Origin of the sequence: Streptococcus sp. HMSC063B03, assembly GCF_001836965.1 — a bacterium.
Lineage (GTDB): Bacteria > Bacillota > Bacilli > Lactobacillales > Streptococcaceae > Streptococcus > Streptococcus pneumoniae_F.
Window position 1 is genome coordinate 165,823 of sequence record NZ_KV831045.1, and the last position, 26,489, is coordinate 192,311.

At 38.8% G+C, this 26,489-nt stretch carries 32 protein-coding genes and 1 other annotated feature; of the genes, 26 read left to right on the forward strand and 6 right to left on the reverse strand.

The window, feature by feature from the left end:
* The first annotated feature begins 88 nt into the window (after positions 1-88).
* From HMPREF2628_RS05555 to HMPREF2628_RS05585, 7 genes are all read left to right on the forward strand, one after another.
* Positions 89-1,348 (forward strand): TRZ/ATZ family protein, encoded by a 1,260-nt coding sequence (locus HMPREF2628_RS05555; RefSeq protein WP_070842574.1) that lies wholly within the window; start codon positions 89-91, stop codon positions 1,346-1,348.
* 76 nt (positions 1,349-1,424) lie between these two features.
* Positions 1,425-1,560: a sequence feature (ribosomal protein L10 leader region), on the forward strand.
* Positions 1,561-1,598: 38 nt separating this feature from the next.
* Complete coding sequence (gene rplJ, locus HMPREF2628_RS05560) at positions 1,599-2,099, forward strand: 50S ribosomal protein L10 (RefSeq protein ID WP_004259693.1); 501 nt, start codon at positions 1,599-1,601, stop codon at positions 2,097-2,099.
* Between the two features lie 71 nt (positions 2,100-2,170).
* Positions 2,171-2,539, forward strand: coding sequence for a 50S ribosomal protein L7/L12 (rplL, locus tag HMPREF2628_RS05565; protein ID WP_001196965.1), 369 nt, complete (start codon positions 2,171-2,173; stop codon positions 2,537-2,539).
* 205 nt (positions 2,540-2,744) lie between these two features.
* The gene (locus tag HMPREF2628_RS05570) at positions 2,745-3,788 is read left to right on the forward strand and encodes an SPFH domain-containing protein (RefSeq protein ID WP_049551704.1); all 1,044 of its coding nucleotides are present in this window, start codon (positions 2,745-2,747) and stop codon (positions 3,786-3,788) included.
* A 307-nt stretch (positions 3,789-4,095) separates the two neighbouring features.
* A complete protein-coding gene (locus tag HMPREF2628_RS05575; protein ID WP_004259684.1) occupies positions 4,096-4,383 on the forward strand; it encodes a hypothetical protein in 288 nt (95 codons plus the stop codon).
* Complete coding sequence (locus HMPREF2628_RS05580) at positions 4,380-5,021, forward strand: hypothetical protein (RefSeq protein ID WP_070842575.1); 642 nt, start codon at positions 4,380-4,382, stop codon at positions 5,019-5,021. The genes HMPREF2628_RS05575 and HMPREF2628_RS05580 overlap by 4 nt, the downstream gene beginning before the upstream one ends.
* The gene (locus HMPREF2628_RS05585) at positions 5,022-5,477 is read left to right on the forward strand and encodes a hypothetical protein (protein WP_070842576.1); all 456 of its coding nucleotides are present in this window, start codon (positions 5,022-5,024) and stop codon (positions 5,475-5,477) included. It abuts the gene before it with no gap.
* A 134-nt stretch (positions 5,478-5,611) separates the two neighbouring features.
* Here HMPREF2628_RS05585 and gdhA read toward each other — a convergent pair whose 3' ends face one another.
* On the reverse strand, positions 5,612-6,958 hold the full coding sequence (gene gdhA, locus HMPREF2628_RS05590) for an NADP-specific glutamate dehydrogenase (RefSeq protein WP_070842577.1): 1,347 nt from the start codon (positions 6,956-6,958) through the stop codon (positions 5,612-5,614).
* 244 nt (positions 6,959-7,202) lie between these two features.
* On the opposite strand from gdhA, the gene HMPREF2628_RS05595 reads away from it, so the two are divergent.
* The 7 genes from HMPREF2628_RS05595 to HMPREF2628_RS05630 all read left to right on the forward strand — a co-directional run bounded on the left by HMPREF2628_RS05595 (position 7,203) and on the right by HMPREF2628_RS05630 (position 13,956).
* The gene (locus HMPREF2628_RS05595; protein WP_070842578.1) at positions 7,203-8,138 is read left to right on the forward strand and encodes a dihydroorotate oxidase; all 936 of its coding nucleotides are present in this window, start codon (positions 7,203-7,205) and stop codon (positions 8,136-8,138) included.
* Positions 8,139-8,170: 32 nt separating this feature from the next.
* On the forward strand, positions 8,171-9,208 hold the full coding sequence (gene holA, locus HMPREF2628_RS05600) for a DNA polymerase III subunit delta (protein WP_070842579.1): 1,038 nt from the start codon (positions 8,171-8,173) through the stop codon (positions 9,206-9,208).
* Between the two features lie 324 nt (positions 9,209-9,532).
* Complete coding sequence (sodA, locus tag HMPREF2628_RS05610; protein WP_000974733.1) at positions 9,533-10,138, forward strand: superoxide dismutase SodA; 606 nt, start codon at positions 9,533-9,535, stop codon at positions 10,136-10,138.
* Positions 10,139-10,294: 156 nt separating this feature from the next.
* On the forward strand, positions 10,295-10,825 hold the full coding sequence (locus HMPREF2628_RS05615; protein ID WP_070842581.1) for a YutD family protein: 531 nt from the start codon (positions 10,295-10,297) through the stop codon (positions 10,823-10,825).
* 20 nt (positions 10,826-10,845) lie between these two features.
* Positions 10,846-11,931 (forward strand): dual-specificity RNA methyltransferase RlmN, encoded by a 1,086-nt coding sequence (rlmN, locus tag HMPREF2628_RS05620; RefSeq protein ID WP_070842582.1) that lies wholly within the window; start codon positions 10,846-10,848, stop codon positions 11,929-11,931.
* A complete protein-coding gene (locus HMPREF2628_RS05625; RefSeq protein WP_070842583.1) occupies positions 11,931-12,413 on the forward strand; it encodes a VanZ family protein in 483 nt (160 codons plus the stop codon). The genes rlmN and HMPREF2628_RS05625 overlap by 1 nt, the downstream gene beginning before the upstream one ends.
* 1 nt (position 12,414) lies before the next feature.
* On the forward strand, positions 12,415-13,956 hold the full coding sequence (locus HMPREF2628_RS05630) for an ABC-F family ATP-binding cassette domain-containing protein (RefSeq protein WP_070842584.1): 1,542 nt from the start codon (positions 12,415-12,417) through the stop codon (positions 13,954-13,956).
* A gap of 55 nt (positions 13,957-14,011) precedes the next feature.
* On the opposite strand, the gene HMPREF2628_RS05635 is transcribed toward HMPREF2628_RS05630, so the two are convergent.
* Both HMPREF2628_RS05635 and HMPREF2628_RS05640 read right to left on the reverse strand, forming a co-directional pair.
* Positions 14,012-14,815, reverse strand: coding sequence for a peptidylprolyl isomerase (locus HMPREF2628_RS05635; RefSeq protein ID WP_023946405.1), 804 nt, complete (start codon positions 14,813-14,815; stop codon positions 14,012-14,014).
* Positions 14,816-14,897: 82 nt separating this feature from the next.
* Entirely contained in the window at positions 14,898-15,110 is a 213-nt protein-coding gene (locus HMPREF2628_RS05640; RefSeq protein WP_070842626.1) for a DUF2798 domain-containing protein, read from the reverse strand.
* A gap of 763 nt (positions 15,111-15,873) precedes the next feature.
* Here HMPREF2628_RS05640 and rpsP point away from each other — a divergent pair.
* The 9 genes from rpsP (at position 15,874) to HMPREF2628_RS05685 (ending at position 21,514) form a co-directional block, all read left to right on the forward strand.
* Complete coding sequence (gene rpsP, locus HMPREF2628_RS05645) at positions 15,874-16,146, forward strand: 30S ribosomal protein S16 (protein WP_000268760.1); 273 nt, start codon at positions 15,874-15,876, stop codon at positions 16,144-16,146.
* A gap of 19 nt (positions 16,147-16,165) precedes the next feature.
* Positions 16,166-16,405: an RNA-binding protein KphA gene (gene kphA / locus HMPREF2628_RS05650; protein WP_000379617.1), complete on the forward strand. Its 240-nt coding sequence runs from the start codon at positions 16,166-16,168 to the stop codon at positions 16,403-16,405.
* A gap of 44 nt (positions 16,406-16,449) precedes the next feature.
* The gene (locus HMPREF2628_RS05655) at positions 16,450-16,776 is read left to right on the forward strand and encodes a MazG nucleotide pyrophosphohydrolase domain-containing protein (protein WP_070842585.1); all 327 of its coding nucleotides are present in this window, start codon (positions 16,450-16,452) and stop codon (positions 16,774-16,776) included.
* A gap of 334 nt (positions 16,777-17,110) precedes the next feature.
* Positions 17,111-18,013, forward strand: a complete 903-nt coding sequence (locus HMPREF2628_RS05660) for a DMT family transporter (RefSeq protein WP_070842586.1) — start codon at positions 17,111-17,113, stop codon at positions 18,011-18,013.
* Between the two features lie 149 nt (positions 18,014-18,162).
* Positions 18,163-19,020, forward strand: a complete 858-nt coding sequence (locus HMPREF2628_RS05665) for an alpha/beta fold hydrolase (RefSeq protein WP_070842587.1) — start codon at positions 18,163-18,165, stop codon at positions 19,018-19,020.
* A gap of 97 nt (positions 19,021-19,117) precedes the next feature.
* Positions 19,118-19,906 carry an alpha/beta fold hydrolase gene (locus HMPREF2628_RS05670; protein WP_070842588.1) on the forward strand — a complete coding sequence of 263 codons (789 nt, stop codon included), beginning with the start codon at positions 19,118-19,120 and terminating at the stop codon, positions 19,904-19,906.
* 30 nt (positions 19,907-19,936) lie between these two features.
* Entirely contained in the window at positions 19,937-20,455 is a 519-nt protein-coding gene (rimM, locus tag HMPREF2628_RS05675; RefSeq protein ID WP_070842589.1) for a ribosome maturation factor RimM, read from the forward strand.
* Entirely contained in the window at positions 20,445-21,164 is a 720-nt protein-coding gene (trmD, locus tag HMPREF2628_RS05680; RefSeq protein WP_000686933.1) for a tRNA (guanosine(37)-N1)-methyltransferase TrmD, read from the forward strand. Before rimM ends, trmD begins: the two co-directional genes overlap by 11 nt.
* 11 nt (positions 21,165-21,175) lie before the next feature.
* A complete protein-coding gene (locus tag HMPREF2628_RS05685; RefSeq protein ID WP_001196040.1) occupies positions 21,176-21,514 on the forward strand; it encodes an ATP cone domain-containing protein in 339 nt (112 codons plus the stop codon).
* A gap of 30 nt (positions 21,515-21,544) precedes the next feature.
* Here HMPREF2628_RS05685 and HMPREF2628_RS05690 read toward each other — a convergent pair whose 3' ends face one another.
* The gene (locus HMPREF2628_RS05690; protein ID WP_070842590.1) at positions 21,545-21,865 is read right to left on the reverse strand and encodes a hypothetical protein; all 321 of its coding nucleotides are present in this window, start codon (positions 21,863-21,865) and stop codon (positions 21,545-21,547) included.
* A gap of 98 nt (positions 21,866-21,963) precedes the next feature.
* On the opposite strand from HMPREF2628_RS05690, the gene HMPREF2628_RS05695 reads away from it, so the two are divergent.
* The gene (locus tag HMPREF2628_RS05695; RefSeq protein ID WP_000807422.1) at positions 21,964-22,179 is read left to right on the forward strand and encodes a YdbC family protein; all 216 of its coding nucleotides are present in this window, start codon (positions 21,964-21,966) and stop codon (positions 22,177-22,179) included.
* Positions 22,180-22,232: 53 nt separating this feature from the next.
* On the opposite strand, the gene HMPREF2628_RS05700 is transcribed toward HMPREF2628_RS05695, so the two are convergent.
* Both HMPREF2628_RS05700 and gor read right to left on the reverse strand, forming a co-directional pair.
* Positions 22,233-22,769 (reverse strand): biotin transporter BioY, encoded by a 537-nt coding sequence (locus HMPREF2628_RS05700; protein ID WP_070842591.1) that lies wholly within the window; start codon positions 22,767-22,769, stop codon positions 22,233-22,235.
* Between the two features lie 188 nt (positions 22,770-22,957).
* Positions 22,958-24,304, reverse strand: a complete 1,347-nt coding sequence (gene gor, locus HMPREF2628_RS05705; protein WP_070842592.1) for a glutathione-disulfide reductase — start codon at positions 24,302-24,304, stop codon at positions 22,958-22,960.
* Positions 24,305-24,595: 291 nt separating this feature from the next.
* Here gor and HMPREF2628_RS05710 point away from each other — a divergent pair, with 291 nt between their 5' ends.
* Both HMPREF2628_RS05710 and HMPREF2628_RS05715 read left to right on the forward strand, forming a co-directional pair.
* Entirely contained in the window at positions 24,596-25,804 is a 1,209-nt protein-coding gene (locus HMPREF2628_RS05710; RefSeq protein ID WP_070842593.1) for an efflux RND transporter periplasmic adaptor subunit, read from the forward strand.
* Positions 25,788-26,489 (forward strand): ABC transporter ATP-binding protein, encoded by a 702-nt coding sequence (locus HMPREF2628_RS05715; RefSeq protein ID WP_070842594.1) that lies wholly within the window; start codon positions 25,788-25,790, stop codon positions 26,487-26,489. Before HMPREF2628_RS05710 ends, HMPREF2628_RS05715 begins: the two co-directional genes overlap by 17 nt.

Genomic DNA, 26,489 nt, shown 5'->3' on the forward strand with positions numbered 1-26,489 from the left:
CACTAAAAGTTGCCTTAGGGTAACTTTTTTGTTACAATAACTAGAAAAATTATTCACTGTAAATTGTCTTATAGAAAAGGAGCCTAGAATGAAAGTCTATCAGCATGTAAATATCGTGACTTGTGACCAAGATTTCCATGTTTATTTGAATGGAATCTTAGCCGTTAAGGATTCTCAAATATTCTATGTTGGTCAAGAGAAGCCAGAGATTTTAGAGCAAGCTGAGCAGATTATAGACTATCAGGGAGCCTGGATTATGCCTGGATTGGTCAATTGCCACACCCATTCTGCTATGACAGGTTTGCGAGGGATCCGAGATGACAGTAACCTCCATGAATGGCTCAATGACTATATCTGGCCTGCAGAAGCTGAGTTTACTCCAGATATGACTACCAAGGCAGTCCAAGAAGCGCTGACAGAAATGCTCCAGTCAGGAACAACAGCCTTTAACGATATGTACAATCCCAATGGAGTGGATATTGAGCGAGTTTATCAGGTAGTCAAGGCATCCAAGATGCGTTGTTATTTCTCACCGACCCTCTTTTCTTCAGAGGCAGAGACAACTGCTGAAACTATAAGCAGAACTCGAGCAATCATTGAAGAAATTATTGGATATAAAAATCCAAATTTCAAGGTGATGGTAGCCCCACATTCTCCCTACAGCTGTAGTAGAGACTTGCTGGCAGAAAGCTTAGATATGGCAAAAGAGTTGAATATTCCTATCCATATCCATGTTGCGGAGACCAAGGAGGAGTCAGGAATTATACTGAAACGATACGGCAAACGTCCTCTAGACTTTTTAGAAGAACTGGGTTACTTAGATCATCCTTCCATCTTTGCTCACGGGGTCGAATTAAACGATCGAGAAATTGAACGCTTGGCAACTTCTCAAGTGTCTATTGCCCACAATCCTATCAGTAATCTCAAATTGGCATCAGGGATTGCTCTTATCATTCAACTGCAAAAAGCAGGAGTAGCAGTCGGAATTGCGACGGATTCGGTTGCCTCCAACAACAACCTTGATATGTTTGAGGAAGGACGAACAGCAGCCCTTCTTCAGAAGATGAAAAGTGGAGATGCCAGCCAATTTCCGATCGAAACAGCCCTCAAGGCACTGACAATCGAAGGGGCTAAGGTTCTAGGAATGGAAAATCAGATAGGAAGTCTAGAAGTCGGCAAGCAAGCAGATTTTCTCGTTATTCAACCACAAGGGAAAATTCATCTCCAACCTCAGGAAAATATGCTTTCTCATCTCGTCTATGCTGTTAAATCCAGTGATGTTGATGATGTTTATATCGCTGGAGAACAGGTTGTTAAGCAAGGTCAAGTCCTGACAGTAGAACTTTAGAAGAAAAATCACGAAAAAATTTTAAAAAAAGTTTGCAAAAATCTTGCATTCTTTTTTTGACTATGCTATACTTATATACGGTTTGAAAAAACTGCCTAAGACAGTAGGGGAGCTCGACTCATAAGTATCCTACCGAGGACAAAACGTATCATGTAAAAAGAAGCGTATTGTACTTTCGTGTCTAGGTTTGGGCGCGTTTTTCTTTTGAAAAATTTCCCCAAGCAAAATAATAACGGAGGTGAACACACTAATGAGTGAAGCAATTATTGCTAAAAAAGCGGAACTAGTTGACGTAGTAGCTGAAAAAATGAAAGCTGCTGCATCTATCGTCGTTGTAGACGCTCGTGGTTTGACAGTTGAGCAAGATACAGTTCTTCGTCGTGAGCTTCGTGGAAGTGAAGTTGAGTATAAAGTGATTAAAAACTCAATCTTGCGTCGTGCAGCTGAAAAAGCTGGTCTTGAAGAACTTGCATCAGTATTTGTTGGACCATCTGCAGTAGCATTTTCTAACGAAGATGTTATCGCACCAGCGAAAATCTTGAACGACTTTTCTAAAAACGCTGAAGCACTTGAAATCAAAGGTGGTGCAATCGAAGGCGCTGTCGCATCTAAAGAAGAGATTCTTGCTCTTGCAACTCTTCCAAACCGCGAAGGACTTCTTTCTATGCTCCTTTCTGTACTTCAAGCGCCAGTGCGCAACGTTGCTCTTGCAGTCAAAGCGGTTGCAGACAACAAAGAAGACGCAGCTTAATCTTAAGCTACGCAGCGTAGCCTAGCTACGAAATCTATTATAAATTTAAAACATATTTGGAGGAAATAACAATGGCATTGAACATTGAAAACATTATTGCTGAAATTAAAGAAGCTTCAATCCTTGAATTGAACGACCTTGTAAAAGCTATCGAAGAAGAATTTGGTGTAACTGCAGCTGCTCCTGTAGCTGTTGCTGCAGCTGGTGCTGCTGACGCTGGTGCTGCTAAAGATTCATTCGACGTTGAATTGACATCTGCAGGCGACAAAAAAGTTGGCGTTATCAAAGTTGTACGTGAAATCACAGGTCTTGGTCTTAAAGAAGCTAAAGAACTTGTGGACGGTGCACCAGCACTTGTTAAAGAAGGCGTTGCAACTGCAGAAGCTGAAGAAATCAAAGCTAAATTGGAAGAAGCTGGAGCTTCAGTTACTCTTAAATAATAGAGCAACTACATTAGTAGCTTAAAAACATGATTAAACCGCTATTCTTAGGACTAGCGGTTTTTCTTGTTTTATATAGGGGATTGCTCCAAAGATAATAATTTATAAGTATGAGTTGCCTTTTCAATAAATGGGTTATATAATAGTAATATAGGTATGGAAGATTAATCTTATAATTTATAGTTTTCATTTTAGAGGAGAAAAGATGGCATTAAATTTGTTTGATGTTATTCGTTATGAAGGTGAAGATACAAGGAATATACTTGCTTGGAGACATCCTAAAACGAATATCAAGATAGGAGCAACTGTAATTGTAAACCCTGGTCAGTGTGCTGTATTGTTTTCAAATGGAAGAGCAGTAACTACTTATGATGCTGGTAAACATAAGATTGAAGGATATGATATTCAAGTAGTTTCAGGAATAAAAAACTTTCTAAGTGGAGGTATTTCGTCTGACTCATTGTTTTTGTGGTTTGTGAATATGTATGATTTACAACCGATTGGATGGGGAACTTCTTCTCCTATAATGGTTCGAGATCCAGAAAGTGATATTCCTGTAGAATTGAAAATACATGGGAATTTCATTCCTCGAATTGTAGACTTAGAAGCTTTTATATTAGAATTTATGCCAAGTCACCCCGATATTATAACAGCTCCTATTTTACAAAAACGGTTTAGACAAACTGTTAGTGGGTTGATTAGTTCAGCTATTTCACAAGTAATATACAACCATAAGATTCCAATTCTTGATATTGAGATGCACAGTTTTGATATGTCTGTTGCTTTGTCAGCTATTTTATCCAGCCATTTTTCTAAATATGGAATTAGTATTGAGGAATTTAACATTGAGGCTTTAAAGGTAAATCAGAATAGCAATGGATATAGAGAAATCTTTAAATTCCACAAGCAAATTTTGGAAGCCAAAAGCAAGCAGGCTGGTAGAGATATTGAAGAGTATACTTATCAAGAAGAGAGACAATTTGATCTTTTAGAAGAGGCAGCAAAAAATAATGATTCTGCAGGAAATCTAATGGGAGCAGGCGTGGAAATAGCTATGGGACTTTCCTTGGGAGCTAAATTTAGCAACTTGGTGGATCAGATTGAAGATAGGAATTCATTTGACAAAGATGTTAAACAGCATCAAACTGACCTCAAAGGAGAAACAGGCTTAGCTAAGTTTTGTAGCCAATGCGGGACTGCTTTTTTGGAAGGAGCAAACTTTTGTTCTAATTGCGGGCACGAAAGATAATTCAAATTATTGGAAAAATCATTTTTATATCAATCTTGTTTAAGCATTATCTTTAATCTTTGATTTTTTACATTTTCAAATTTACTTTTGTTTTATTTGGGAAGTCTGGTATTGCCAGAATTTCCCTTTTTCTTAGAAATTTGAAAACTATGATTTCTTTGTTTGTATTTTTAAATCATTCAATTTATGTAATTCTAAGTATGGAAATGTATGAATAAATACAATGATTCCCTGAAAGATATTAGGAAATCTTTTTAAAAGAGTAAGGGATTACTTAGACAAGTTCTATGACAGGAGGATATTTTGGATGTACCAAGTATTTCGTTTATTAAGTATACTTTTTATGGGATTAACAAGTGCAACATTTTTTCTTTCACTATGGGCTATAACTCTATTTCTTGAACATGGTAGGCCGATTTTCTCAATATTGATTCCTATTATTTTTTCTTTATCAGGTTTCTTTTTGTCTTCCTTTGCATTTTATAGCTTTGGTATTTTAGAAAATATAAAAATTAAAGTCAAAGCTTTGGATGAGATATATAATGGGAAAGCTCTTTATAGAGAATATATAGCAACTAGAGGAGAAGATAGGTGAAACAGTATATTAAGAATAATTGGAAAAAAGGCTTTCATTGGTTAATTTCAAATATAGTAATACTCTGTTTTGTAGTTTTATCACTTGCTATCTTTTCTATAGATGATGAACCAAGAATCTTTATATTGAAAAATCTTGATTTTATAATTTTGGCAAAATCTATTGGAATTCCCGTTGTTATCAGTTTTTTATTTTTATCATTTCAAAATGTTACCTTTGTGCCAGTTGCTTTAGTTATTTTATATTTGTTTCGAGAAACAATTAAAGATTCCTTTTCCTTGAAGAAATTAAAACAGAAGAATTTACTTCAAATGCTTGTTTTAATCATTTTATCATCATTTTTTGAATATGAAAAATCTAGGGAATGGTCTATTCGATTTTTATTTCTTTTAATTCCTTGGTATTTGCTTAGTGTGATTTTAATTTTGGTAATGACTTATTGTGAGTCTAGGAGACAAGAAGAAGTCAAGAAACGAAATCAAATACAAGCTTTATTCACTTTATTTGAAAAGCACCAGATTAACAAAAATACATATCCCGTTATTTGTCCATCATGTAGTGGTGAGAATCTGCTTGACCTAGGGCAAGGTAAATCATGTGATTATTGTGGTGCATGGTTATCTAGAAAGGAAATATAAATGAGACGCTATCGTTTAATCATTTCCAAGGTTGTTTATCCTATAGTATCTTTCATATGTATTGTCACCGGATTGAAATTTTATCAGTACATTGATAACTACATAAGATGGATTTTAGGAAAAAAAGAAGGTTTACTTTATGATTTCTACTTTATCTGGCTTTTAATAGTTACAATTTTGTTTGTTTTATTTTTCCTATTTTTGCTTATATCATCTTTTTTATTTTTGAAACAGCCGCGTATGAAACAATATGATAAAGCTTTGATAACAGTTCTTAAGTTTGAAGAACAAGGTGAGGATGTTATTGAAATTAAGGGGAAAGAATTGCGAGATGAGTTATCTTATCGATTATCAGCGAAACGTGTTTATTGTCCTACTTGTCATAAGCCAACAGATGGAGTCATTGGAACTGAATTGACCTGTGCAACTTGCAGTAAAACTTTTATAGTTTCTTGATTTTAAGATAATCGAAATGCTATTATCTTATAGCTATTTTGATATTGTTTCTAAAACCTAGCAAGTTTATTTTCTTTAAAACACAAAAAGCAACAACTGTCTAGCTGTTGCTTTTTGTTAACTTTTTTCAAGTATTAAACAATACCTTGTGCAATCATAGCGTTTGCTACATTTTCAAAGGCAGCAATGTTAGCTCCTGCAAGGTAGTCTTTATCAAGACCGTATGTTTCTGAAGTTGTTTTAGCTGTGTTGAAGATGTTTGTCATGATGTCTTTGAGACGTCCATCAACTTCTTCACGAGTCCATGAGAGGCGAAGGCTATTTTGGCTCATTTCAAGAGCTGAAACGGCTACACCACCAGCGTTGGCAGCTTTTGCAGGTCCGTAGAAGATACCATTTTCTTTGTAGACTTTGATGGCATCAAGGTCGCTTGGCATGTTGGCACCTTCAGATACACAGATAACTCCTTGAGCAACCAAACGTTTAGCTGCTTCACCATTGATTTCGTTTTGAGTCGCACATGGAAGAGCGATATCGTAGTTACCAGCGTAAGTCCATACAGAACCTTCATGATAAGTAGCGGTTGCTTTCTCAGCTGCATACTCAGTCAAACGAGCGCGACGTTTTTCTTTAACGTCAACCAAAAGATCGAAGTCGATACCATTTTCATCGATGACATAACCATTTGAGTCCGATACAGAGATAACTGTTGCACCAAGTTCGGTTGCTTTTTGAAGCGCGTACTGAGCAACGTTACCAGAACCTGAAATAACCACTTTTTTACCAGCAAAGCTGTTGCCATTTGCTTTGAGCATTTCTTCAGTGTAGTAAACCAAACCGTAACCAGTTGCTTCTGGACGAATCAAGCTACCACCAAATCCAAGAGGTTTACCAGTCAAGACACCAGCATCAAATTGGTTAAGACGCTTGTATTGACCGTAAAGGTAACCAATCTCACGTCCACCAACACCGATATCACCAGCAGGTACGTCAAGTGATGGTCCGATGTGTTTTTGCAATTCAGTCATGAAGCTTTGGCAGAAGCGCATCACTTCAGCATCTGTTTTACCTTTAGGATCGAAGTCTGATCCACCTTTACCTCCACCGATAGGAAGTCCAGTCAAGACGTTTTTGAAGATTTGTTCAAATCCTAGGAATTTCAAAATCCCTTGGTTAACAGTTGGGTGGAAACGAAGTCCGCCTTTGTATGGTCCAACAGCTGAGTTGAATTGAACACGGTAACCACGGTTTACTTGAATGTTTCCATCACGGTCAACCCAAGGAACACGGAAAGAAATTACGCGTTCTGGCTCAGTAATACGTGCCAAGATATTTTCTTCGATATACTCAGGGTGTTTTTCAAATACAGGTTCTAAAGTGTTGAAAAATTCTTCAACAGCTTGGAGGAATTCAGCCTCGTGCCCGTTACGAGCTTTTACAGTTTCAAACACGCTTTGGATATATTCTTTAGCAGATGTCATATCGTTCTCCTTAAATTCTAATTTAATTATGTGTGTCATTATAGCAGAATTTTTTTTAACTGTAAAGAGAAAAACAAAAATTTTCTAAAAATTCTTTCAATTTGATTTTTGGGGTTGTTTGAAATTGGAATTTTTTGAAAGTGGATAAAAAACGAACGTTTTTCTTATAAATGCCTTTCTTAAAGAGAAAAGCTGAAAATATGGTATAATATTAGAAATAAAAGGAATCTGGAGGATCAGAATCATGGTATCAATGAAAACGCAAATTGCTGGTTTTGAGTTTGACAATTGTTTGATGAATGCAGCAGGTGTGGCTTGTATGACGATAGCAGAGTTAGAGGGCGTTAAAAATTCAGCGGCAGGAACTTTTGTGACTAAGACAGCGACCTTGGACTTCCGTCAGGGAAATCCTGAGCCACGCTATCAAGATGTTCCCCTTGGTTCCATCAACTCTATGGGCTTGCCGAATAATGGCTTAGACTATTATTTGGACTATCTTTTGGACTTGCAGGAAAAAGAGCCAAACCGAACTTTCTTCCTATCTCTAGTCGGCATGTCTCCAGAGGAAACCCATACTATCTTGAAAAAAGTCCAAGAGAGTGAGTTTCGTGGTCTGACTGAGCTAAATCTCTCCTGTCCAAATGTTCCAGGTAAACCTCAGATTGCCTATGATTTTGAGACAACAGACCGAATTTTGGCAGAGGTATTTGCCTACTTCACCAAACCTTTAGGAATTAAATTGCCACCATATTTTGATATTGTTCACTTTGACCAAGCGGCAGCTATTTTCAATAAGTATCCTCTTAAGTTTGTCAACTGCGTCAACTCTATCGGAAACGGCCTTTATATAGAAGATGAGTCTGTCGTTATTCGTCCTAAAAATGGTTTTGGTGGCATTGGTGGTGAGTATATCAAACCGACTGCTCTAGCTAATGTTCATGCCTTTTATCAACGCTTAAATCCTCAAATTCAAATCATCGGAACAGGTGGCGTGTTGACTGGTCGTGATGCCTTTGAACATATCCTCTGTGGAGCAAGTATGGTGCAGGTGGGAACCACTCTTCACAAAGAAGGAGTCAGTGCTTTTGAACGCATTACTAATGAACTGAAAGAAATCATGGCGGAAAAAGGGTACGAGAGCCTAGAAGATTTCCGTGGGAAATTGCGCTATATCGATTAAATTCATTAAAAAATCAGAAGAAAGGAGAGAAGATGCTAGCTATCGAAGAAAGTCAGAACTTGACTTTATCAAATTTACCAAGCCTGAGCCTTTTTACAGGGACAGATCAGGGTCAGTTTGAAGTGATGAAGAGTCAAGTGTTGAAACAGATTGGTTATGATTCTGCAGACCTCAACTTTGCCTACTTTGATATGAAAGAAGTGGTTTATAAGGATGTAGAACTGGAGTTGGTCAGCCTTCCTTTCTTTGCGGATGAGAAAATCGTAATATTGGATCATTTTGTCGATATCACGACTGCTAAAAAGCGCTTTTTGACAGATGATGAGCTCAAGTCGTTCGAAGAATACCTTGATAACCCTTCACCAACAACCAAGTTGTTAATCTTTGCAGAAGGAAAACTGGATAGTAAAAGACGGCTGGTAAAATTACTTAAGCGTGATGCCAAGGTCTTTGATGCAGTAGAAGCAAAAGAACAAGAATTGCGCCAGTATTTCCAAAAGTGGAGCCAGAAACAAGGTATGCAGTTTGCCAATCATTCTTTTGAAAATCTTCTCGTCAAGTCGGGTTTTCAATTTAGCGAAGTCCAGAAAAATCTCCTCTTTTTACAGTCCTATAAAGAAGACTCTGTTATCGAGGAAGAGGATATTGTTAACGCAATTCCCAAGACCTTGCAGGACAATATTTTTGATTTAACTCAGTTTATTCTGACTAAAAAGATGGACCAGGCGCGAGATTTGGTTAGAGATTTGACCTTGCAAGGTGAAGATGAAATCAAGTTGATTGCAGTCATGCTAGGACAATTTCGGACTTTTACTCAGGTGAAAATTTTGTCGGAGTCTGGGCAAACAGAATCGCAGATTGCAAGTAGTCTAGGAAGTTTTCTCGGACGCAATCCTAATCCCTATCAAATCAAGTTTGCGCTGAGGGATTCACGAGGACTTTCCTTGAGCTTTTTGAAGCAAGCTATTTCTTATTTGATTGAGACAGACTATCAGATTAAGACAGGTCTTTATGAAAAAGGTTTCCTTTTTGAAAAGGCACTCCTACAGATTGCTAGTCAGGTAAATTGATATTTTTTTGAAACTACAACCCGCGTCAGGATTATCTTGTCGTGGGTTTCTTGCTGATTTGCTTGTTTTATACTCAATGAAAATCAAAGAGCAAACTAGGAAACTAGCCGCAGGCTGCTCAAAACAGTGTTTTGAGGTTGTAGATAAGACTGACGAAGTCAGTAACATACCTACGGCAAGGCGACGTTGACGCGGTTTGAAGAGATTTTCGAAGAGTATTATTAGAATATATTTCAGTGATTTCCTTATCTATAAGCAAAAAACTTGAAAAAAGTGAATGTTTGCGTTATCATTTTCATATAGAAAGAAAAAGAGGTATTACAGATGGCTATTATCTTACCAGATCTTCCATATGCATACGACGCTTTGGAACCATACATCGATGCGGAAACAATGCACTTGCACCATGACAAACACCATCAAACTTATGTCAACAATGCCAATGCAGCTCTTGAAAAACACCCTGAAATCGGTGAAGATCTTGAAGCCTTGCTTGCTGATGTAGAATCTATCCCAGCTGATATCCGTCAAGCGCTTATTAACAATGGTGGCGGACACTTGAACCATGCGCTTTTCTGGGAATTGATGACTCCTGAAAAAACAGCTCCTTCAGCAGAACTTGCAGCAGCAATCGATGCAACATTTGGTTCATTTGAAGAATTCCAAGCAGCCTTCACTGCAGCAGCAACAACTCGTTTCGGTTCTGGATGGGCATGGTTGGTTGTCAACAAAGAAGGTAAACTTGAAGTGACTTCAACAGCAAATCAAGATACACCAATCTCAGAAGGTAAAAAACCAATCTTGGGCTTGGACGTTTGGGAACATGCTTACTATGTGAAATACCGCAACGTGCGTCCTGACTACATCAAGGCTTTCTTCTCAGTGATCAACTGGAACAAAGTAGATGAATTGTACGCAGCTGCTAAATAATGATAGTTGGAGGGAAGAATTGTTCTTCTCTTTTTAAGGTTATATTATTTTGGTCTGACAAAATCGTCAGACTTTTTTCATTTTTATGAGAAACGTGCTAACTGCTAGAAATTATGGTAAAATAAAGTATTAAGTAATCGTGAAAAAAGGATATCTATGCGAAAAGAAATTGCACCTGAATTATACAACTATAACAAGTTTCCTGGTCCTGAGTTCCATTTACACGGGGACAAGGTTGAAACGGAAGGGATAGCTTTTTCCTTGGTGGAAAATATCAAGGATGCCTTTGATGTGACGGCTTTTAATCAGCGCTTTTCAGAAGTCTTAACCAAGTTTGATTATATAGTGGGAGACTGGAGCAACGAACAGCTTCGCCTACGAGGTTTTTATAAGGATAATCGAACAGAAGAAAAACTTGAAAAAATCAGTCGTTTACAAGACTACCTTTTAGAGTATTGTAGTTATGGTTGTGCCTATTTTGTCTTAGAAAATGAAGCTCCTAAGCGAGCATCATTTGACAAGAAAATGCGTAAGAAGGAAGAAGAACAGCCTTCTAGAAAAGGAAAGAAACCGACTCAAACCAAACGAAAACCGAATGCAGATAAGAAAAATAGACGTCGTCAGAAAGACCAGCATTCTCAGAAAGAGGACAAGGGGCAACGTCATTTTGTCATTCGTCAGAAGTGAGTAGAGAATAAGGAGAAGAAATGAAACCGTCAATTTATAGTTTAACACGTCAAACCATGCAGGAATGGGTTTTGAAGCAGGGAGAAAAGAAATTCCGTGCAGATCAAATCTGGGAATGGCTTTACCGTAAACGTGTCCAGTCATTTGAAGAGATGACCAACCTTTCCAAGGATTTGATTGCTAAGCTTAATGACCAGTTTGTGGTCAATCCCTTGAAACAACGTATCGTTCAAGAGTCTGCTGATGGGACAGTTAAATATCTTTTTGAATTGCCAGATGGAATGCTGATTGAGACAGTACTCATGCGTCAATATTACGGTTTATCTGTCTGTGTGACCACTCAGGTCGGCTGTAATATCGGTTGTACCTTCTGTGCCTCTGGTTTGATTAAGAAACAACGTGACCTCAATAACGGTGAAATCGTAGCGCAAATCATGCTGGTTCAGAAATACTTTGATGAGCGTGGTCAGGACGAACGCGTCAGCCATATTGTTGTCATGGGTATCGGTGAACCATTTGATAATTACAACAATGTCTTGAATTTCGTTCGTACTATCAATGATGACAAAGGAATGGCCATCGGTGCTCGTCACATTACGGTTTCAACCTCAGGTTTGGCCCATAAAATTCGTGATTTTGCTAATGAAGGAGTTCAGGTCAATCTTGCCGTTTCCCTTCATGCACCTAATAATGAACTGCGCTCAAGCATCATGAAGATTAACCGTGCCTTTCCGATTGAAAAACTCTTTGCGGCTATTGAGTACTATATCGAAACAACCAATCGCCGTGTGACCTTTGAGTATATCATGCTCAATGAAGTTAATGATGGTGTAGAACAAGCCTTGGAATTGGCTGAATTGCTCAAGAATATCAAGAAATTGTCTTATGTAAACTTGATTCCTTATAACCCAGTTAGTGAGCATGACCAATATAGCCGTAGTCCTAAAGAGCGCGTCCTGGCCTTCTATGATACGCTTAAGAAAAAAGGTGTTAACTGTGTTGTTCGTCAAGAGCATGGTACTGATATTGATGCAGCTTGTGGACAATTGCGTTCTAATACAATGAAACGTGACCGCCAGAAAGCAGTCGCAGCAGTCAATCCTTAATGATGAAGAAAACTTATAATCATGTTTTGGTCTGGGGAGTTATTTTATATAGTATTTGTATCATCTACTTTTGCTTTACTCCTCAAGAACAATCTCCCGTGGGAGTGGAAACTCCAGGTATTCAGCATCTTGGACGCCTGGTTTTTCTTTTGACTCCTTTCAATTCTTTTTGGAAACTGGGCGAAGTGAGTGATGTAGGACAATTATCTTGGATTTTTTTACAAAATATCCTCAATGTCTTCTTGCTTTTTCCTTTGGTATTCCAACTCCTTTATCTCCTTCCAAACTTGCGGAAAACAAAAAAAGTGCTACTTTTTAGTTTTCTAGTGAGTCTTGGAATTGAGTGTACGCAGTTAGTCTTGGACTTTTTCTTTGATTTTAATCGCGTCTTTGAGATTGATGATTTGTGGACCAATACCTTAGGCGGCTATCTGGCTTGGTTCCTCTATAACCGATTACATAAAAACAAGATAAGGAATTAAAATGAGTATTTTAGAAGTTAAAAATCTGAGTCATGGTTTTGGTGACCGTGCAATTTTTGAAGATGTGTCCTTCCGTCTTCTCAAAGGAGAACATATCGGTCTGGTCGGTGCTAATGGTGAAGGGAAATCAACCTTTATGAGCATCGTGACTGGTAAGATGTTGCCAGATGAAGGGAAGGTTGAGTGGTCTAAATATGTGACGGCAGGTTACTTGGACCAACATTCTGTCTTGGAAGAAGGACAGTCGGTGCGTGATGTTCTCCGTACAGCCTTTGATGAGCTGTTCAAAGCGGAAGTTCGTATCAATGACCTCTATATGGAAATGGCTGAAGACGGAGCGGATGTTGATGCTCTCATGGAAGAAGTGGGAGAACTTCAAGACCGTTTAGAGAGTCGTGATTTTTATACCTTGGATGCTAAGATTGACGAAGTAGCGCGTGCCCTTGGTGTCATGGACTTTGGCATGGATACAGATGTAACCTCTTTGTCAGGTGGACAAAGAACCAAGGTGCTTTTGGCTAAACTCCTCCTTGAAAAGCCCGATATCTTGCTGTTGGACGAGCCGACCAACTACTTGGATGCTGAGCATATTGACTGGCTCAAGCGCTATCTCCAAAACTATGAGAATGCCTTTGTCCTTATTTCGCACGATATTCCATTCCTGAACGATGTGATTAATATTGTCTACCATGTAGAAAATCAACAGCTGACGCGTTATTCTGGTGACTACTACCAGTTCCAAGAAGTCTATGCTATGAAGAAATCTCAGCTAGAGGCAGCCTACGAACGTCAGCAGAAAGAAATTGCCGACCTCAAGGACTTCGTCGCACGAAACAAAGCGCGTGTTGCAACTCGTAATATGGCTATGTCTCGTCAGAAGAAATTGGATAAGATGGATATTATCGAACTGCAAAGTGAGAAACCAAAACCATCCTTTGATTTCAAAACGGCTCGTACACCAGGGCGCTTTATTTTCCAAGCCAAGGATTTGCAAATTGGTTATGATCGTCCTCTGACCAAGCCTTTAAATCTTACCTTTGAACGTAATCAAAAGGTTGCTATTATCGGGGCAAATGGTATCGGGAAAACAACTCTCTTGAAGTCTCTCTTGGGCATTATTCCGCCAATTGCTGGGGAAGTTGAACGTGGTGACTACCTAGAACTTGGTTATTTTGAGCAAGAAGTAGAAGGTGGCAATCGTCAAACACCACTAGAGGCTGTTTGGAATGCCTTTCCAGCTCTCAACCAAGCAGAAGTTCGTGCAGCCCTTGCCCGTTGTGGTTTGACAACCAAGCATATCGAAAGTCAAATTCAGGTTTTGTCAGGTGGGGAACAAGCCAAGGTTCGTTTCTGTCTCTTGATGAATCGTGAAAACAACGTTTTAGTGTTGGACGAGCCGACCAACCACTTGGATGTGGATGCCAAGGATGAACTCAAACGTGCTCTCAAAGAATACAAGGGGTCTATCCTTATGGTCTGCCACGAACCAGACTTCTATGAAGGCTGGATGGACCAAATCTGGGATTTTAATAATTTAACTTAAGAATGAGAGTAAAAGAAATACAGTACCGAATGTGGATACTGTATTTTTTTGGTTTTTATGATTTAAAATTGTAGTCTTTCACCACTTCGATGCTATCGATAGTAATAGCAGTCGTTGGCTTGTCTTTTTCATCTTTTTCGGCTTTGGCAATTTTATCTACAACATCCATACCGTCAATCACTTGACCAAAGACTGGGTGTTTGCCATCTAGACTAGGGTTTCCCCCTTCTTTATAGGCTTCGATGATTTTCTTTGGATACTTGCTTGTAGGGAGTTTAGCAGAGGTATCTGTAGAGTTTTGGTTGATGAAGAATTGGCTACCATTGGTGTTTGGTTGACCAGTATTAGCCATAGAAAGAGCACCACGGATGTTATAGAGATAAGGAGTAATCTCGTTTTTGAAACCAGTTCCCTTGTCTTTAGTCTTATCCTTGTCATGCCAGATGGACTGACCACCTGTACCGTCTCCTTTTGGATCTCCAGTTTGGACCATAAAGCCATCGATGACACGGTGGAAGGTAATACCGTTATAGTAGCCTTCTTTGGCATGAGTAAGGAAGTTTTCAACTGCTAAAGGAGCGAGTTTAGGGAAGAGCTTAATGCGAATATCACCTTGGCTTGTGTGGAGAATCACTTCAGCCTCGTCTTCAGCAACTTCTTTAGATAGTTGTGGGAAATTGGCGTTTTCGTTTGTTAAAGCATCGTTTAACTCCTTGGCAGATTGGGCTGCTGCTTTGGAGCTTTCCTCAGCGGCCAAGCTAGAATCTACATAGTCATCACCACGCAGACTACGTTGGATGCTGCTGCATCCAGCTAGGGCTACAGTGGAGAGTAAAAGAAGGGTTGCTAGTTTTTTCATACTGTTCCTCTCAAAAATTCATTTCTACTATTGTACCCTAAAAGGAAGTGGATTTCAAATGTTAGTAGTTTACAGAAATGGCTTAGATAATAGTTGGGATTTCATCATCTTGAAAATCTTCAACTTCTTCTTCCCCAGTAAATGGTTTCTGAAAAGAACTTAGTATAAAACGGGCAATTGGTCCGACAATTAGGAAGTTTAGAGGAAGAGCTGCAATAAAGTTTACGGTCCAGGCACTAAGATAGGTCTGGGGTGTGATAGCAATGCCATTGTAGAAAAGTCCATAGAAAGACATGAAAGTGACCATGAGAACTGCCATTCCTCCAGAAATTGTAATGATTTTCTGCCATCGTTTATGATGGTCCTTGAGGATACGAAAGGCAATTGACTTAACAATTGGTCCCACTAGGATGACATCCAATAAAAAAGCTGTGACAAAACCAGGAATGTAGCCAAGAGCTAAATGATGTAGTGAAAGTTGACCAACAATAAAAAGATTCCAAATAGACATACCGAGTACCATCATGGAACACATTAGTGTTGTAAATAAAAGAGCTTCTTTAAAATTTCTAGGCATTATAGTCTCCATTTCTTTTTGATTAGACATCAGTCTATCATAAAAAAATTTTCCTCGTAAGTGAAATAATTAATTTTTTTTAAGAAACTGTTTTCAAAAAAATCAACCTGTCTTGGTTGATTAAAGATTCTTTTTAGGATGGCGGTCAATAATTGCTTGATGGTCTTTGGGTGCCGGTTCTCCTTTTGGAGTTAGTATATAACCACGAATCGAAAAGTGACCAGCTAATTCTTCTTCTGAAAAATGGTCATGAAGGTCGTGACTTGGTGGTCTTTATAAAATGTTTCTAAAATAGTATTCACTGATAGCCTCTTTCAAACATTTATTTCCTACTTCTAACAAATTTATAAATGGTTTAAAAATTTTATAGTCTGTCAAGTTTTTTTCTTGACACCTGCCAGAAATCTGATATAATAGAACATGTGCTAAATAGCTCAGCTATTTCACCGAAATAAAAAAAATAAGAAAAGAGAATTTAAAAATGGCAGTTAAAATCCGTTTGACTCGTATGGGTTCTAAGAAAAAACCTTTCTACCGTATCAACGTAGCAGATTCACGTTCACCACGTGACGGACGTTTCATCGAAACAGTTGGAACTTACAACCCACTTGTTGCTGAAAATCAAGTAACTTTGAAAGAAGACCGCGTTCTTGCATGGTTGGCTGATGGAGCTCAACCTTCAGATACAGTTCGCAACATCCTTTCAAAAGAAGGTGTATTGAAGAAATTCCACGATTCTAAATTCTCAAAATAAGTTTAAAGTAGGTTGACAGATGGATACGATTGAAAATCTCATTATTGCGATTGTGAAACCCTTGATTTCACAACCAGATGCCTTAACTATCAAGATTGAAGATACACCAGAATTTTTGGAATATCATTTGGATCTTGATCAAAGTGATGTGGGTCGTGTAATCGGTCGTAAGGGTCGCACTATTTCTGCGATAAGAACGATTGTCTACTCTGTCCCAACTGAAGACAAAAAAGTAAGAATCGTTATTGACGAAAAATAAGAAGAGCGGGACGAATGTCTCGCTTTTTTTGCAAGGAGCAGGATATGAAGGATTTAACGTTTAGACAATTACAAGACTACTTACTGGAACATTACCAGCAGTCTCGGACTGAGGAAGGTCTTTTTATCAAGCTAGTGGAGGAAGTCGGAGAAGTAGCTGAGGTTTTGAATGGTCGTTCTGGTAGAAAAGAGGGCGTTCAGGATTCTAATGAAGAACTAGCAAAAGAACTGGCTGATATCATTCACTACACCGTCGCAATTGCGGCCATCAACGACATAGATCTAACCAAGACCATTTTTGAAAAAGATAAAAAGGCGGCTATCAAATATCAGCATGAACGTGATTTGGAAGGATTTTTGAAGAACTTCTAAGAGAATAAGAAATGATTTTTTCATATAAAGAAGATTTCACCTATATTGGTCTAGCTAGTAAATAGAAAACAATGAAACTGGCAGTTTATACTATCAAAGTGAGTAATCTCCAAGAGGTAGACAAGCTAGAACTTGTTAGACAAGAACGAGAAGAGCAGATTAGACTTGTAGAGTATTTTTTAGTCAATGAACTAGATAAACGGTGATAGTAGGCAAAAAATATAAATCCTAGAAATAGCATCTAGCATTTTACTATGCTACAATGGAATAATAGTCTCAAAGAATTCTAGTTGATCTATCTTGAGATAGCTACTTTTTAAGGGAGTAACAATCTATGAACGAGAAAACAAAAGCATACCTAGCTGCCTTATCCTTTTCAGCCATCATTGGATTTTCTTTTTTATTTACTAAGATTGCTTTAGGCTATGCCAGTCCTCTCACTAACTTAGCGCATCGCTATACAATCGCAGCTTTAGTAATGGTCGTTCTTCATCAAACCAAACTTATCAAAGTGAGTTTAAGTAGAAAAGATATTCTTTCTATTCTTCCTATGAGTCTTTTCTATCCTCTTCTCTTTTTTATTTTTCAATCCTTTGCTTTACAGTATATATCGTCTTCTGAAGCTGGAATTTTACAGGCTCTTGTCCCGATTTTTACGCTCCTTTTAGCATCGGCCTTTCTCAAGGAAAAGACAAGCTTGCTTCAAAAGTTCTTTTTATTTTTATCCGTAGCAGGAGTAGTTTTCATCTTCCTTAGTAAAGGAGCTAACTTTGGTACTGAGACTGCTAGCTTTGGCTTTCTCTTGATGTTGGGATCTGTTCTCGCCAATGCACTAAACAATATCCTTAGCAAGTCCAAAGGAGGACGCTATCGGGCTATGGATATGACAGCTGTTGTGATATTTGTTGGCTTCGTCACCTTTAATACGCTGAGTCTGACCTCGCACTATCTAGATGGCAACATATTAGCTTACTTTGCGCCACTTGGACAGGTATCTTATCTGCTTTCAATTCTTTATTTGGGAATTCTAGCCTCTATCGTTACTGGTAGTCTCTCTATCTATGCTATTGTTCGACTTGGAGCATCAACCGTCAGTGTATTTGGGAATCTTGGAACAGTTTTGACTATTCTAGCCGGAGCTCTTATACTCCACGAACCAATTTATAGTTACCATGTGATAGGAGCCACTATGATTATTACTGGAATTTTAGGAATGAATCTGATGAGAAAAAAGTAAAGATTGCTTAGAAGTCTTTTTCTTTATCTAAATGATACAGAAGATTCAAAATTTTTAATGGATTTAAGTTTAGAAAATGATGATTTTAATATAGCATGATAAAATAGATAAAAAGAATAATACTAGGATAAAGGGGAGAGAGTGTAGTAATGAAGCAAAATGATATAGCTGAAGCTATTGCTTTTTATAATAGGAAACCTGAGACTTTGGTACGTCACATTATACCAGTCGTAGATTGTGATTTGGTTGTTTATCATCGTCCTGGAAACACAAATAAAGGCCACATTATTTTTTATCATGGAGCTTGTGGCCGTAGTCAGATGTGGGCTCACCAGTATGATGCCTTTGAAGGATTTGACCTCTATTTTGTCAATGTTAGAGGACAGGGTGAATCACCTATGAAAGTTGGTCTACCTGACTTAGAAGGCGCTGTTCAAGATGTAGATGCTATTTTGTTCTATTTCCAGTTGGATAAGGTGATATTGGTTGGTCATTCTTGGGGAGGGAATCCACTTCAAGAGTACACCTATCGCCATCCAGAAAGAGTCCTAGCCTTGGTCATGGTAGATAGTTGGGGACAGCATCGTTACCTATCAGATAAAGAGAGAAATCGTATAAAATATAGTTCCCTTATGTACAAAACGATTCCTTGGAAGTTGATTGCAGATAAGAACTCAAAAATGTGTACAGATAATCCTATCACAAGAGAATTAGTCAAGACGGCCATTATAGAAACTGGGCGAGATGTTTTTTTGAACCTTGGAATCACAGGTTTTTTAGCTGTCCATGAGATAGAGGGTTATCATGGAAATCCTCCTATACTATTAATAAGAGGCGAAAACGATTTTCCCAAACACCTTAAAATGATCTACGATGGGATCATTGCCTTAAATCCCAATGCGCGTCAAGTAACGATTTCAGATAGCAAACACCAACCTATGAATGACCATCCTGAAGAGTTTAATCAGCTTATTGGTGAATTTTTTGAAGAAGTAGTAGCTCTGTAAGATGAGATTTATCTAACTTGAGAAAATCTTTGGAACGTGTTAAAATAAAGGATAAGGATTTTTAATAATTCATTATATAGAATGAGTGTATTTCTTTATGAAGAGGATTGAAGTATCTACAGAAATTGGTAGTCTCTCAGTTACTTATCAAAAGCAAAAGAAAGTGCTAGTTTGTTTAAGTGGCGCAGGTTTGCTACCAAGTTATGAAAATTTTTCACTTATACTTGAAAAACTTCCTCCTACAATTGGTTATTTGACAATTGATTTTCCGAACACAGGTAGGAGTCCGATTCATGACCAAGCTGGAAAAAATCTAGATAATCTTGCAGATGCGGTTTATGAAGTACTTGAAGAATTAGGGATTTCTGAATATATACTTTGTGTACATAGTTTGAGTGGAATTTTAGCTTGTAAATTGCTCAACAAACCAATTAAGTGTCAGGCTTTAGTAGCAATGGAACCGACAACTAAAAAAGTCATGTTTGCTGATTTTTCAGAAAATCCTTATCCAGAAATGGAAGAGCAGATGAGACTGATTGACGAGTATGGTCCTGAACTTTATTTTAAGAACTTAACTCAAGCAACATTTAGACCTGAAATTAATAAAGAAATCTGGGAAATAATGCAGGGAAAAGGCTCAGAGTTGGAAAATCAAGATCCAGGATTTCAGATATCTGGAGAGATTACTGAGGAAGATTTTGAGAATTTGTCGATAGAAACTTGTACCCCTGTATTTATTTTTTGTCAGGCTTATAGAGAAAAAGAGTACAGAGAATCAGAATATTGGACTTCCAATACTAAACTCATTTTAGGAGGGAATCACCATTATTTACAATGGTCAGAATCAGAAAAAATTGCGACTATTATTCGAGAATTGTTAGAATAAGATGGATAGAAATAGAGTACAGGAGACAAGATGAACTACTTTAATGTTGGGAAAATCGTCAATACGCAGGGGTTGCAGGGTGAGATGCGAGTCTTGTCTGTGACGGATTTTGCAGAAGAACGGTTTAAAAAAGGGGCTGGGCTGGCCTTGTTTGATGAAAAAGATCAGTTTGTCCAAACAGTGACCATCGCTAGCCACCGTAAACAGAAGAACTTTGACATTATTAAATTCAAAGATATGTACCATATCAACGCTATCGAAAAGTATAAGGGATACAGTCTCAAGGTCGCTGAGGAAGATTTAAATGATTTAGATGATGGTGAATTCTACTATCACGAGATTATCGGTTTGGAAGTCTATGAGGGAGATGACTTGGTTGGAACCATCAAGGAAATCCTACAACCAGGTGCCAACGATGTCTGGGTAGTCAAGCGAAAAGGTAAACGTGACTTGCTTTTACCTTATATTCCACCAGTGGTTCTCAATGTTGATATTCCAAATAAACGGGTCGATGTGGAAATCTTAGAAGGGTTAGACGATGAAGATTGATATTTTAACCCTCTTTCCAGAGATGTTTTCTCCGCTGGAGCACTCAATCGTCGGAAAGGCTAGAGAAAAGGGGCTCTTGGATATCCAGTATCATAATTTTCGAGAATACGCTGAAAAGGCCCGCCATGTCGACGATGAGCCTTACGGAGGCGGTCAGGGGATGTTGCTCCGAGCCCAACCCATTTTCGATGCCTTTGATGCTATTGAAAAGAAAAATCCGCGCGTCATTCTCCTCGATCCTGCTGGAAAGCAGTTTGATCAAGCTTATGCTGAGGATTTGGCTCAAGAGGAAGAGCTAATTTTTATCTGTGGTCACTACGAAGGGTATGATGAGCGTATTAAGACCTTGGTGACAGATGAGATTTCTTTGGGGGACTATGTCCTGACTGGTGGTGAATTGGCGGCCATGACCATGATTGATGCTACGGTACGCCTGATTCCAGAAGTGATTGGCAAGGAGTCTAGCCACCAAGATGATAGTTTTTCTTCAGGCCTTCTTGAATACCCTCAGTACACACGTCCCTATGATTATCGAGGCATGGTTGTCCCAGATGTTCTGATGAGCGGGCACCATGAAAAGATTCGTCAGTGGCGCCTGTATGAGAGTTTAAAGAAAACCTACGAGCGCAGACCGGATTTGCTTGAACATTATCAACTGACAGCAGAAGAAGAAAAAATGCTGGCAGAAATTAAAGAAAACAAAGAATAAAGGAGAAACCTATGCAAGTAATCAAACGTGATGGAGAAATTGCTGAATTTAATCCAGACAAGATTTACCAAGCTATCTTAAAGGCAGCCCAGACTGTCTACGTATTGACAGATGATTTGCGTCAAAACCTTGCACAAGTCACTAAGAAAGTGGTTTTGGACTTGGAAGAAGCCAAGGTAGAACGTGCTACCATCAGCATGATTCAGTCTATGGTTGAACATCGTTTACTGGGTGCAGGTTACATTACCATAGCAGAACACTACATTTCCTATCGTCTACAACGTGACTTGGAAAGAAGTGGTTATGGAGATCATATCGCAGTTCATTTACATTTTGAACAAATTCGCTAAGAAAAAAGAGTGGGATGAAGCAACTACATCTCACTCTTTCTTAAATCTATTTTTTTGGGCTGTTTGGACAGTTGACGGGACAAATCGTAGGCGTTGAATATCGCTTATGCGGATAATACGGGTCACATTTTTGGCAAAATTTTTCACGATAATTTGCTGGCGTTGCTGATCGTATTTGATGATGTCACCTGTAAAGCTTGCCTCAGACAAGATAAGGTGAACAGCAGTTTGTTTCTGGATAGCCTCTTCAATAGTGGCTGTAAGGGAGTTGGTTTCAGTCTGGTCTGGTTGATCATGTCCATTTAAAAATTCATGTATTTTATCTAGAACTTGCTGGAATTTATGTCTCATAGTGGCCTCCCTTCTTTTATATCAATATTATATAAAATTTTCCTAAAATCTACAAGATTTTACGAATAATCAAATGAAAGCTAAAAAAGGAGAAGAAAATGGCAGAATTTACATTTGAAATCGAAGAGCACTTGTTGACTCTTTCTGAAAACGAAAAAGGTTGGACCAAGGAAATCAACCGTGTGAGCTTTAATGGTGCTCCTGCAAAGTTTGATATTCGTGCTTGGAGTCCAGATCATACTAAAATGGGCAAAGGGATTACTCTCTCCAATGAAGAATTTCAAACCATGGTGGATGCCTTTAAAGGAAACTAAGTTTTCAAAATGAAAGAAAAGGATATTGAGTCATGACAACTCGATATCCTTTTTTAGTTAGCAAAGTAAGCCTGATTTTTAAGGCGTTGAAGTAGTGGACGACTAATAAGACTAATAGCAAGAAGTTTACCAAGGTCTGGAATGATAAAGGGAAGAACCCCCACCACAAGAGCTTTTTCAAATGCCATTCCAGCTAGGAAATGCAAGCTTAGAATCCCGCCGACAAAGACAAGGGCATCACCCAAGAGGTTTGCAAGAAAAATCTTGACAACTCCACTCTTGCTGTCAGTTAGAGATGAAGTAAGTCCAGAGTAAACAAGATAAAACCAAAGATAACCTGCAGTAGGACCAACTAGCGCCTGCAATCCAGCTCCACCTCCTGCAAAGACAGGAAGACCGATAGCACCTAGAAGAAGATAGAGTCCAACAGAAAGTACAGCCTCTCTCGGTCTAAAGACAGTAGCAATCAAGCCGATTGCAAAGTTTTGCAGAGTGAAGGGAACAGGTCCAATTGGAAGACTGATTTGTGCCAATACAGCAATGAGAGCAGCCCCAATAGCAGGGATGGCATAAATATGAGCTTTTTTCAAAATAGTTAACCTCTTTTCTAATGTATAGTAACAATTATACTCGTAGGAGAATTATTGTCAACCGATTTTTAAAAATAAGGTAACAAATACTGTAACAGCCGATTTGCTGACTGAGTAAGTTGTTTTCATCGATTCGTAAATCATCAAAAAAGAAGCAGACAACATTGTATCAGCTTCTTTTATTTCGATTAACGCATAGTTACAAATTCTTCGGATGCAGTTGGGTGAATCGCCACAGTTGCATCAAAGTCTGCCTTGGTTGCTCCCATTTTGATAGCAACAGCAAATCCTTGAATCATTTCATCAACACCGTAGCCAATTCCATGAAGTCCGACAACTTTTTCTTCTGAACCAGCTGTGATCAATTTGAAACGAGTTTCTTGACGATTGCTGGTGCAAGCAGAGTACATAGAAGTAAAGCTTGATTTGTAAACCTTGATTTGGTCTTGACCGTATTCTTTAATAGCTTGCTCTTCTGTCAATCCAACAGTTCCGATAGCAGGGTGTGAAAAGACAACAGTTGGAATAGTTGTGTAGTCCATTTTAGCAGTTGTTTTTCCGTTAAAGAGACGCTCAGACAAAGTACGTCCAGCCTTGATAGCAACTGGAGTTAGTTCTTTTTCGCCCGTTACATCACCTAGAGCGTAGATTCCTTCAACAACAGTATTTTGGTATTCATCCACTTGGATAAAGCCACGTTCGTTCAGAGTTACTCCAGCTTTTTCAAGTTGCAAGCCCTTAACGTTTGGACGGCGACCTGTAGCCCAGATAACTTGACTAGCTGTGTGACTAGTACCATCTTCGAAATGAATGGTAATGCCATCAGTAGTTTTTTCTAACTTGACAGGGACTTTGTGAGTGTGAAGTGGTAAGTTTGTTCTTTCCATTTCCTTGACCAGACCTTCAACGATGTAAGAATCAAAACCACGTAAAGGACGATCACGACGAACAAAGAGGTCTGTCTTGACACCAAAGGTGTGGAGTACGCCAGCCAATTCAACGGCAATATAACCCGCGCCTAGAATAGCAACTGACTCTGGCAATTCTTCCCAGGCAAATACATCATCAGAAGAGCCACCTAGCTCAGCACCAGGAATATTTGGAATACTTGGATGGGCACCAGTAGCAATCACGATATGTTTAGCGCGAATCAGTTCACCATTTACGCTAACAGTATGAGAATCTACAAATTCAGCATGACCTTCAATCAAGTCTACACCGTTGCGTTTAAAACTGCCATCATAAGAAGAACGAGCGCGATCGATATAGGCTTCACGATTGCGACGTAGGGTTGCAAAGTCAAAGTTAAGATCAGTAGCCTTAAAGCCGTAGTCTTCTCCAAATTGATGGAAAGTCTCAGCAATTTGTGCTCCGTACCACATGATTTTTTTAGGAACACAACCAACGTTGACGCAGGTTCCACCTAGTTTCTTTTCCTCAATAACGGCTGCTTTAGCTCCGTGTTCACCAGCACGGTTCATGGTAGCAATTCCTCCGCTACCTCCACCGATAGCAATGATATCATATTCTCTCATTAAAAACTCCTTTGTACTCTTTTAAATAGTAGAGTGTCATTTTTTGATAGTCATATTCTATCTTTTTTTTTATCTGATTGCAAAAATCTGCTACGTTTAAAAAAATTAAAGAAAAGGCTTGCAAAAAGGAAAAATAAAGTGTATTATATAACTAGTACAATGGTAGTAAAAAATAGATTCCGAACAATAATCAAATCCCGAAATGTCATTATTTCGTTCTGAACGGTTATTGTTTATATTTGCTAATTTTTATATAATATTGTTAAGGACTTTAAATTAAAAAGGAGTTTCATTATGAAGAAGAATGGTAAAGCTAAAAAGTGGCAATTGTATGCAGCAATCGGTGCTGCCAGTGTAGTTGTATTGGGGGCTGGGGGGATTTTGCTCTTTAGACAACCATCTCAGACCGCTGTAAAAGATGAGCCTACTCATCTTGTTGTTGCCAAGGAAGGAAGCGTGGCGTCCTCTGTTTTATTGTCAGGGACAGTAACAGCAAAAAATGAACAATATGTTTATTTTGATGCTAGTAAGGGAGATTTAGATGAAATCCTTGTTTCTGTGGGTGATAAGGTCAGCGAAGGACAGGCTTTAGTCAAGTACAGTAGTTCAGAAGCCCAGGCGGCCTATGATTCAGCCAGTCGAGCAGTTGCGAAGGCAGATCGTCATATCAACGAACTCAATCAAGCACGAAATGAAGCCGCTTCAGCTCCGGCTCCACAGTTACCAGTGCCAGCAGGAGGCGAAGGAGCTGCAGGGCAAACTCCAGCACCAGTCTCAGGAAATGCAGTGTCATCTATTGATGCGCAACTAGGGGATGCGCGTGATGCTCGTGCAGATGCAGCAGCACAATTAAGTAAGGCTCAAAGTCAGTTGGATGCCATGACGGTCCTCAGCACTCTAGAAGGAACTGTGGTCGAAGTCAACCGTAATGTTTCTAAATCTCCAACTGGAGCTAGCCAGGTGGTAGTTCATGTCGTTAGCAATGAAAATTTGCAAGTTAAGGGGGAACTATCTGAATATAACCTCGCTAACTTATCTGTAGGTCAAGAAGTAACTTTTACTTCTAAAGTTTACCAAGATAAGAGCTGGACTGGTAAGATTAGCTACATTTCTGACTACCCTAAAAACAATGGTGAAGCAGCAAGTGCAGCTACTGCCGCAGCAGGTGGTAATTCTGGTTCTAAATATCCATATACTATCGATGTTACAAGTGAAATCGGTGACTTGAAACAAGGATTTTCTGTAAGTGTTGAGGTCAAGAATAAAAGTAAAGCCATTTTGGTTCCTTTAACAAGTATTGTTATGGAAAATGATAAGAACTATGTCTGGGTACTTGACGAGCAGAAAAAGGCCAAGAAAGTGGAAGTTGGTTTGGGTAATGCTGATGCAGACAACCAAGAAATCACTTCAGGTCTGACAAATGGAGTCAAGGTCATCAGTAACCCAACGTCTTCTCTAGAGGAAGGAAAAGAGGTGAAGGCTGATGAAGCAACTAATTAGTTTAAAAAATATCTGCAGAAGCTACCGTAACGGTGACCAAGAACTGCAGGTTCTCAAAAATATCAACCTAGAAGTGAATGAGGGTGAGTTTGTTGCCATCATGGGACCCTCTGGGTCTGGTAAGTCCACTCTGATGAACACGATTGGCATGTTGGATACACCAACCAGTGGAGAGTATTATCTTGAAGGCCAAGAAGTGGCTGGACTTGGTGAAAAACAACTAGCCAAGGTCCGCAATCAACAAATCGGGTTTGTCTTTCAACAGTTCTTTCTTCTATCGAAACTCAATGCTCTGCAAAACGTAGAATTGCCCTTGATTTATGCGGGAGTTTCAACTTCAAAACGTCGCAAGTTAGCTGAGGAATATCTAGATAAGGTTGAATTGACAGAACGAAGTCACCATTTGCCTTCGGAATTATCTGGTGGTCAAAAGCAACGTGTAGCTATTGCGCGTGCCTTGGTAAACAATCCTTCTATTATTCTAGCGGACGAACCGACAGGAGCCTTGGATACCAAAACAGGTAACCAAATCATGCAATTATTAGTTGAACTGAATAAAGAAGGAAAAACCATTATCATGGTAACGCATGAGCCTGAGATCGCTGCTTATGCCAAACGCCAGATTGTCATTCGAGATGGAGTTATTTCATCTGATAGTGCTCAGTTAGAAAAGGAGGAAAACTAA

Bases quoted from the DNA above. Each gene is read 5' to 3' on its own strand.
- rplL (WP_001196965.1), top strand. From the start codon at position 2,171: ATGGCATTGAACATTGAAAACATTATTGCTGAAATTAAAGAAGCTTCA.
- HMPREF2628_RS05660 (WP_070842586.1), top strand. From the start codon at position 17,111: ATGAACGAGAAAACAAAAGCATACCTAGCTGCCTTATCCTTTTCAGCC.
- HMPREF2628_RS05715 (WP_070842594.1), top strand. From the start codon at position 25,788: ATGAAGCAACTAATTAGTTTAAAAAATATCTGCAGAAGCTACCGTAAC.
- gdhA (WP_070842577.1), bottom strand. From the start codon at position 6,958: ATGACATCTGCTAAAGAATATATCCAAAGCGTGTTTGAAACTGTAAAA.
- HMPREF2628_RS05575 (WP_004259684.1), top strand. From the start codon at position 4,096: ATGTACCAAGTATTTCGTTTATTAAGTATACTTTTTATGGGATTAACA.
- holA (WP_070842579.1), top strand. From the start codon at position 8,171: ATGCTAGCTATCGAAGAAAGTCAGAACTTGACTTTATCAAATTTACCA.
- trmD (WP_000686933.1), top strand. From the start codon at position 20,445: ATGAAGATTGATATTTTAACCCTCTTTCCAGAGATGTTTTCTCCGCTG.
- HMPREF2628_RS05685 (WP_001196040.1), top strand. From the start codon at position 21,176: ATGCAAGTAATCAAACGTGATGGAGAAATTGCTGAATTTAATCCAGAC.
- HMPREF2628_RS05555 (WP_070842574.1), top strand. From the start codon at position 89: ATGAAAGTCTATCAGCATGTAAATATCGTGACTTGTGACCAAGATTTC.
- kphA (WP_000379617.1), top strand. From the start codon at position 16,166: ATGGATACGATTGAAAATCTCATTATTGCGATTGTGAAACCCTTGATT.
- HMPREF2628_RS05655 (WP_070842585.1), top strand. From the start codon at position 16,450: ATGAAGGATTTAACGTTTAGACAATTACAAGACTACTTACTGGAACAT.
- HMPREF2628_RS05625 (WP_070842583.1), top strand. From the start codon at position 11,931: ATGATGAAGAAAACTTATAATCATGTTTTGGTCTGGGGAGTTATTTTA.
- rplJ (WP_004259693.1), top strand. From the start codon at position 1,599: ATGAGTGAAGCAATTATTGCTAAAAAAGCGGAACTAGTTGACGTAGTA.
- HMPREF2628_RS05665 (WP_070842587.1), top strand. From the start codon at position 18,163: ATGAAGCAAAATGATATAGCTGAAGCTATTGCTTTTTATAATAGGAAA.
- rimM (WP_070842589.1), top strand. From the start codon at position 19,937: ATGAACTACTTTAATGTTGGGAAAATCGTCAATACGCAGGGGTTGCAG.
- HMPREF2628_RS05630 (WP_070842584.1), top strand. From the start codon at position 12,415: ATGAGTATTTTAGAAGTTAAAAATCTGAGTCATGGTTTTGGTGACCGT.
- HMPREF2628_RS05695 (WP_000807422.1), top strand. From the start codon at position 21,964: ATGGCAGAATTTACATTTGAAATCGAAGAGCACTTGTTGACTCTTTCT.
- HMPREF2628_RS05635 (WP_023946405.1), bottom strand. From the start codon at position 14,815: ATGAAAAAACTAGCAACCCTTCTTTTACTCTCCACTGTAGCCCTAGCT.
- rpsP (WP_000268760.1), top strand. From the start codon at position 15,874: ATGGCAGTTAAAATCCGTTTGACTCGTATGGGTTCTAAGAAAAAACCT.
- HMPREF2628_RS05570 (WP_049551704.1), top strand. From the start codon at position 2,745: ATGGCATTAAATTTGTTTGATGTTATTCGTTATGAAGGTGAAGATACA.
- HMPREF2628_RS05615 (WP_070842581.1), top strand. From the start codon at position 10,295: ATGCGAAAAGAAATTGCACCTGAATTATACAACTATAACAAGTTTCCT.
- gor (WP_070842592.1), bottom strand. From the start codon at position 24,304: ATGAGAGAATATGATATCATTGCTATCGGTGGAGGTAGCGGAGGAATT.
- HMPREF2628_RS05690 (WP_070842590.1), bottom strand. From the start codon at position 21,865: ATGAGACATAAATTCCAGCAAGTTCTAGATAAAATACATGAATTTTTA.
- rlmN (WP_070842582.1), top strand. From the start codon at position 10,846: ATGAAACCGTCAATTTATAGTTTAACACGTCAAACCATGCAGGAATGG.
- sodA (WP_000974733.1), top strand. From the start codon at position 9,533: ATGGCTATTATCTTACCAGATCTTCCATATGCATACGACGCTTTGGAA.
- HMPREF2628_RS05640 (WP_070842626.1), bottom strand. From the start codon at position 15,110: ATGTCTTTCTATGGACTTTTCTACAATGGCATTGCTATCACACCCCAG.
- HMPREF2628_RS05670 (WP_070842588.1), top strand. From the start codon at position 19,118: ATGAAGAGGATTGAAGTATCTACAGAAATTGGTAGTCTCTCAGTTACT.
- HMPREF2628_RS05585 (WP_070842576.1), top strand. From the start codon at position 5,022: ATGAGACGCTATCGTTTAATCATTTCCAAGGTTGTTTATCCTATAGTA.
- HMPREF2628_RS05595 (WP_070842578.1), top strand. From the start codon at position 7,203: ATGGTATCAATGAAAACGCAAATTGCTGGTTTTGAGTTTGACAATTGT.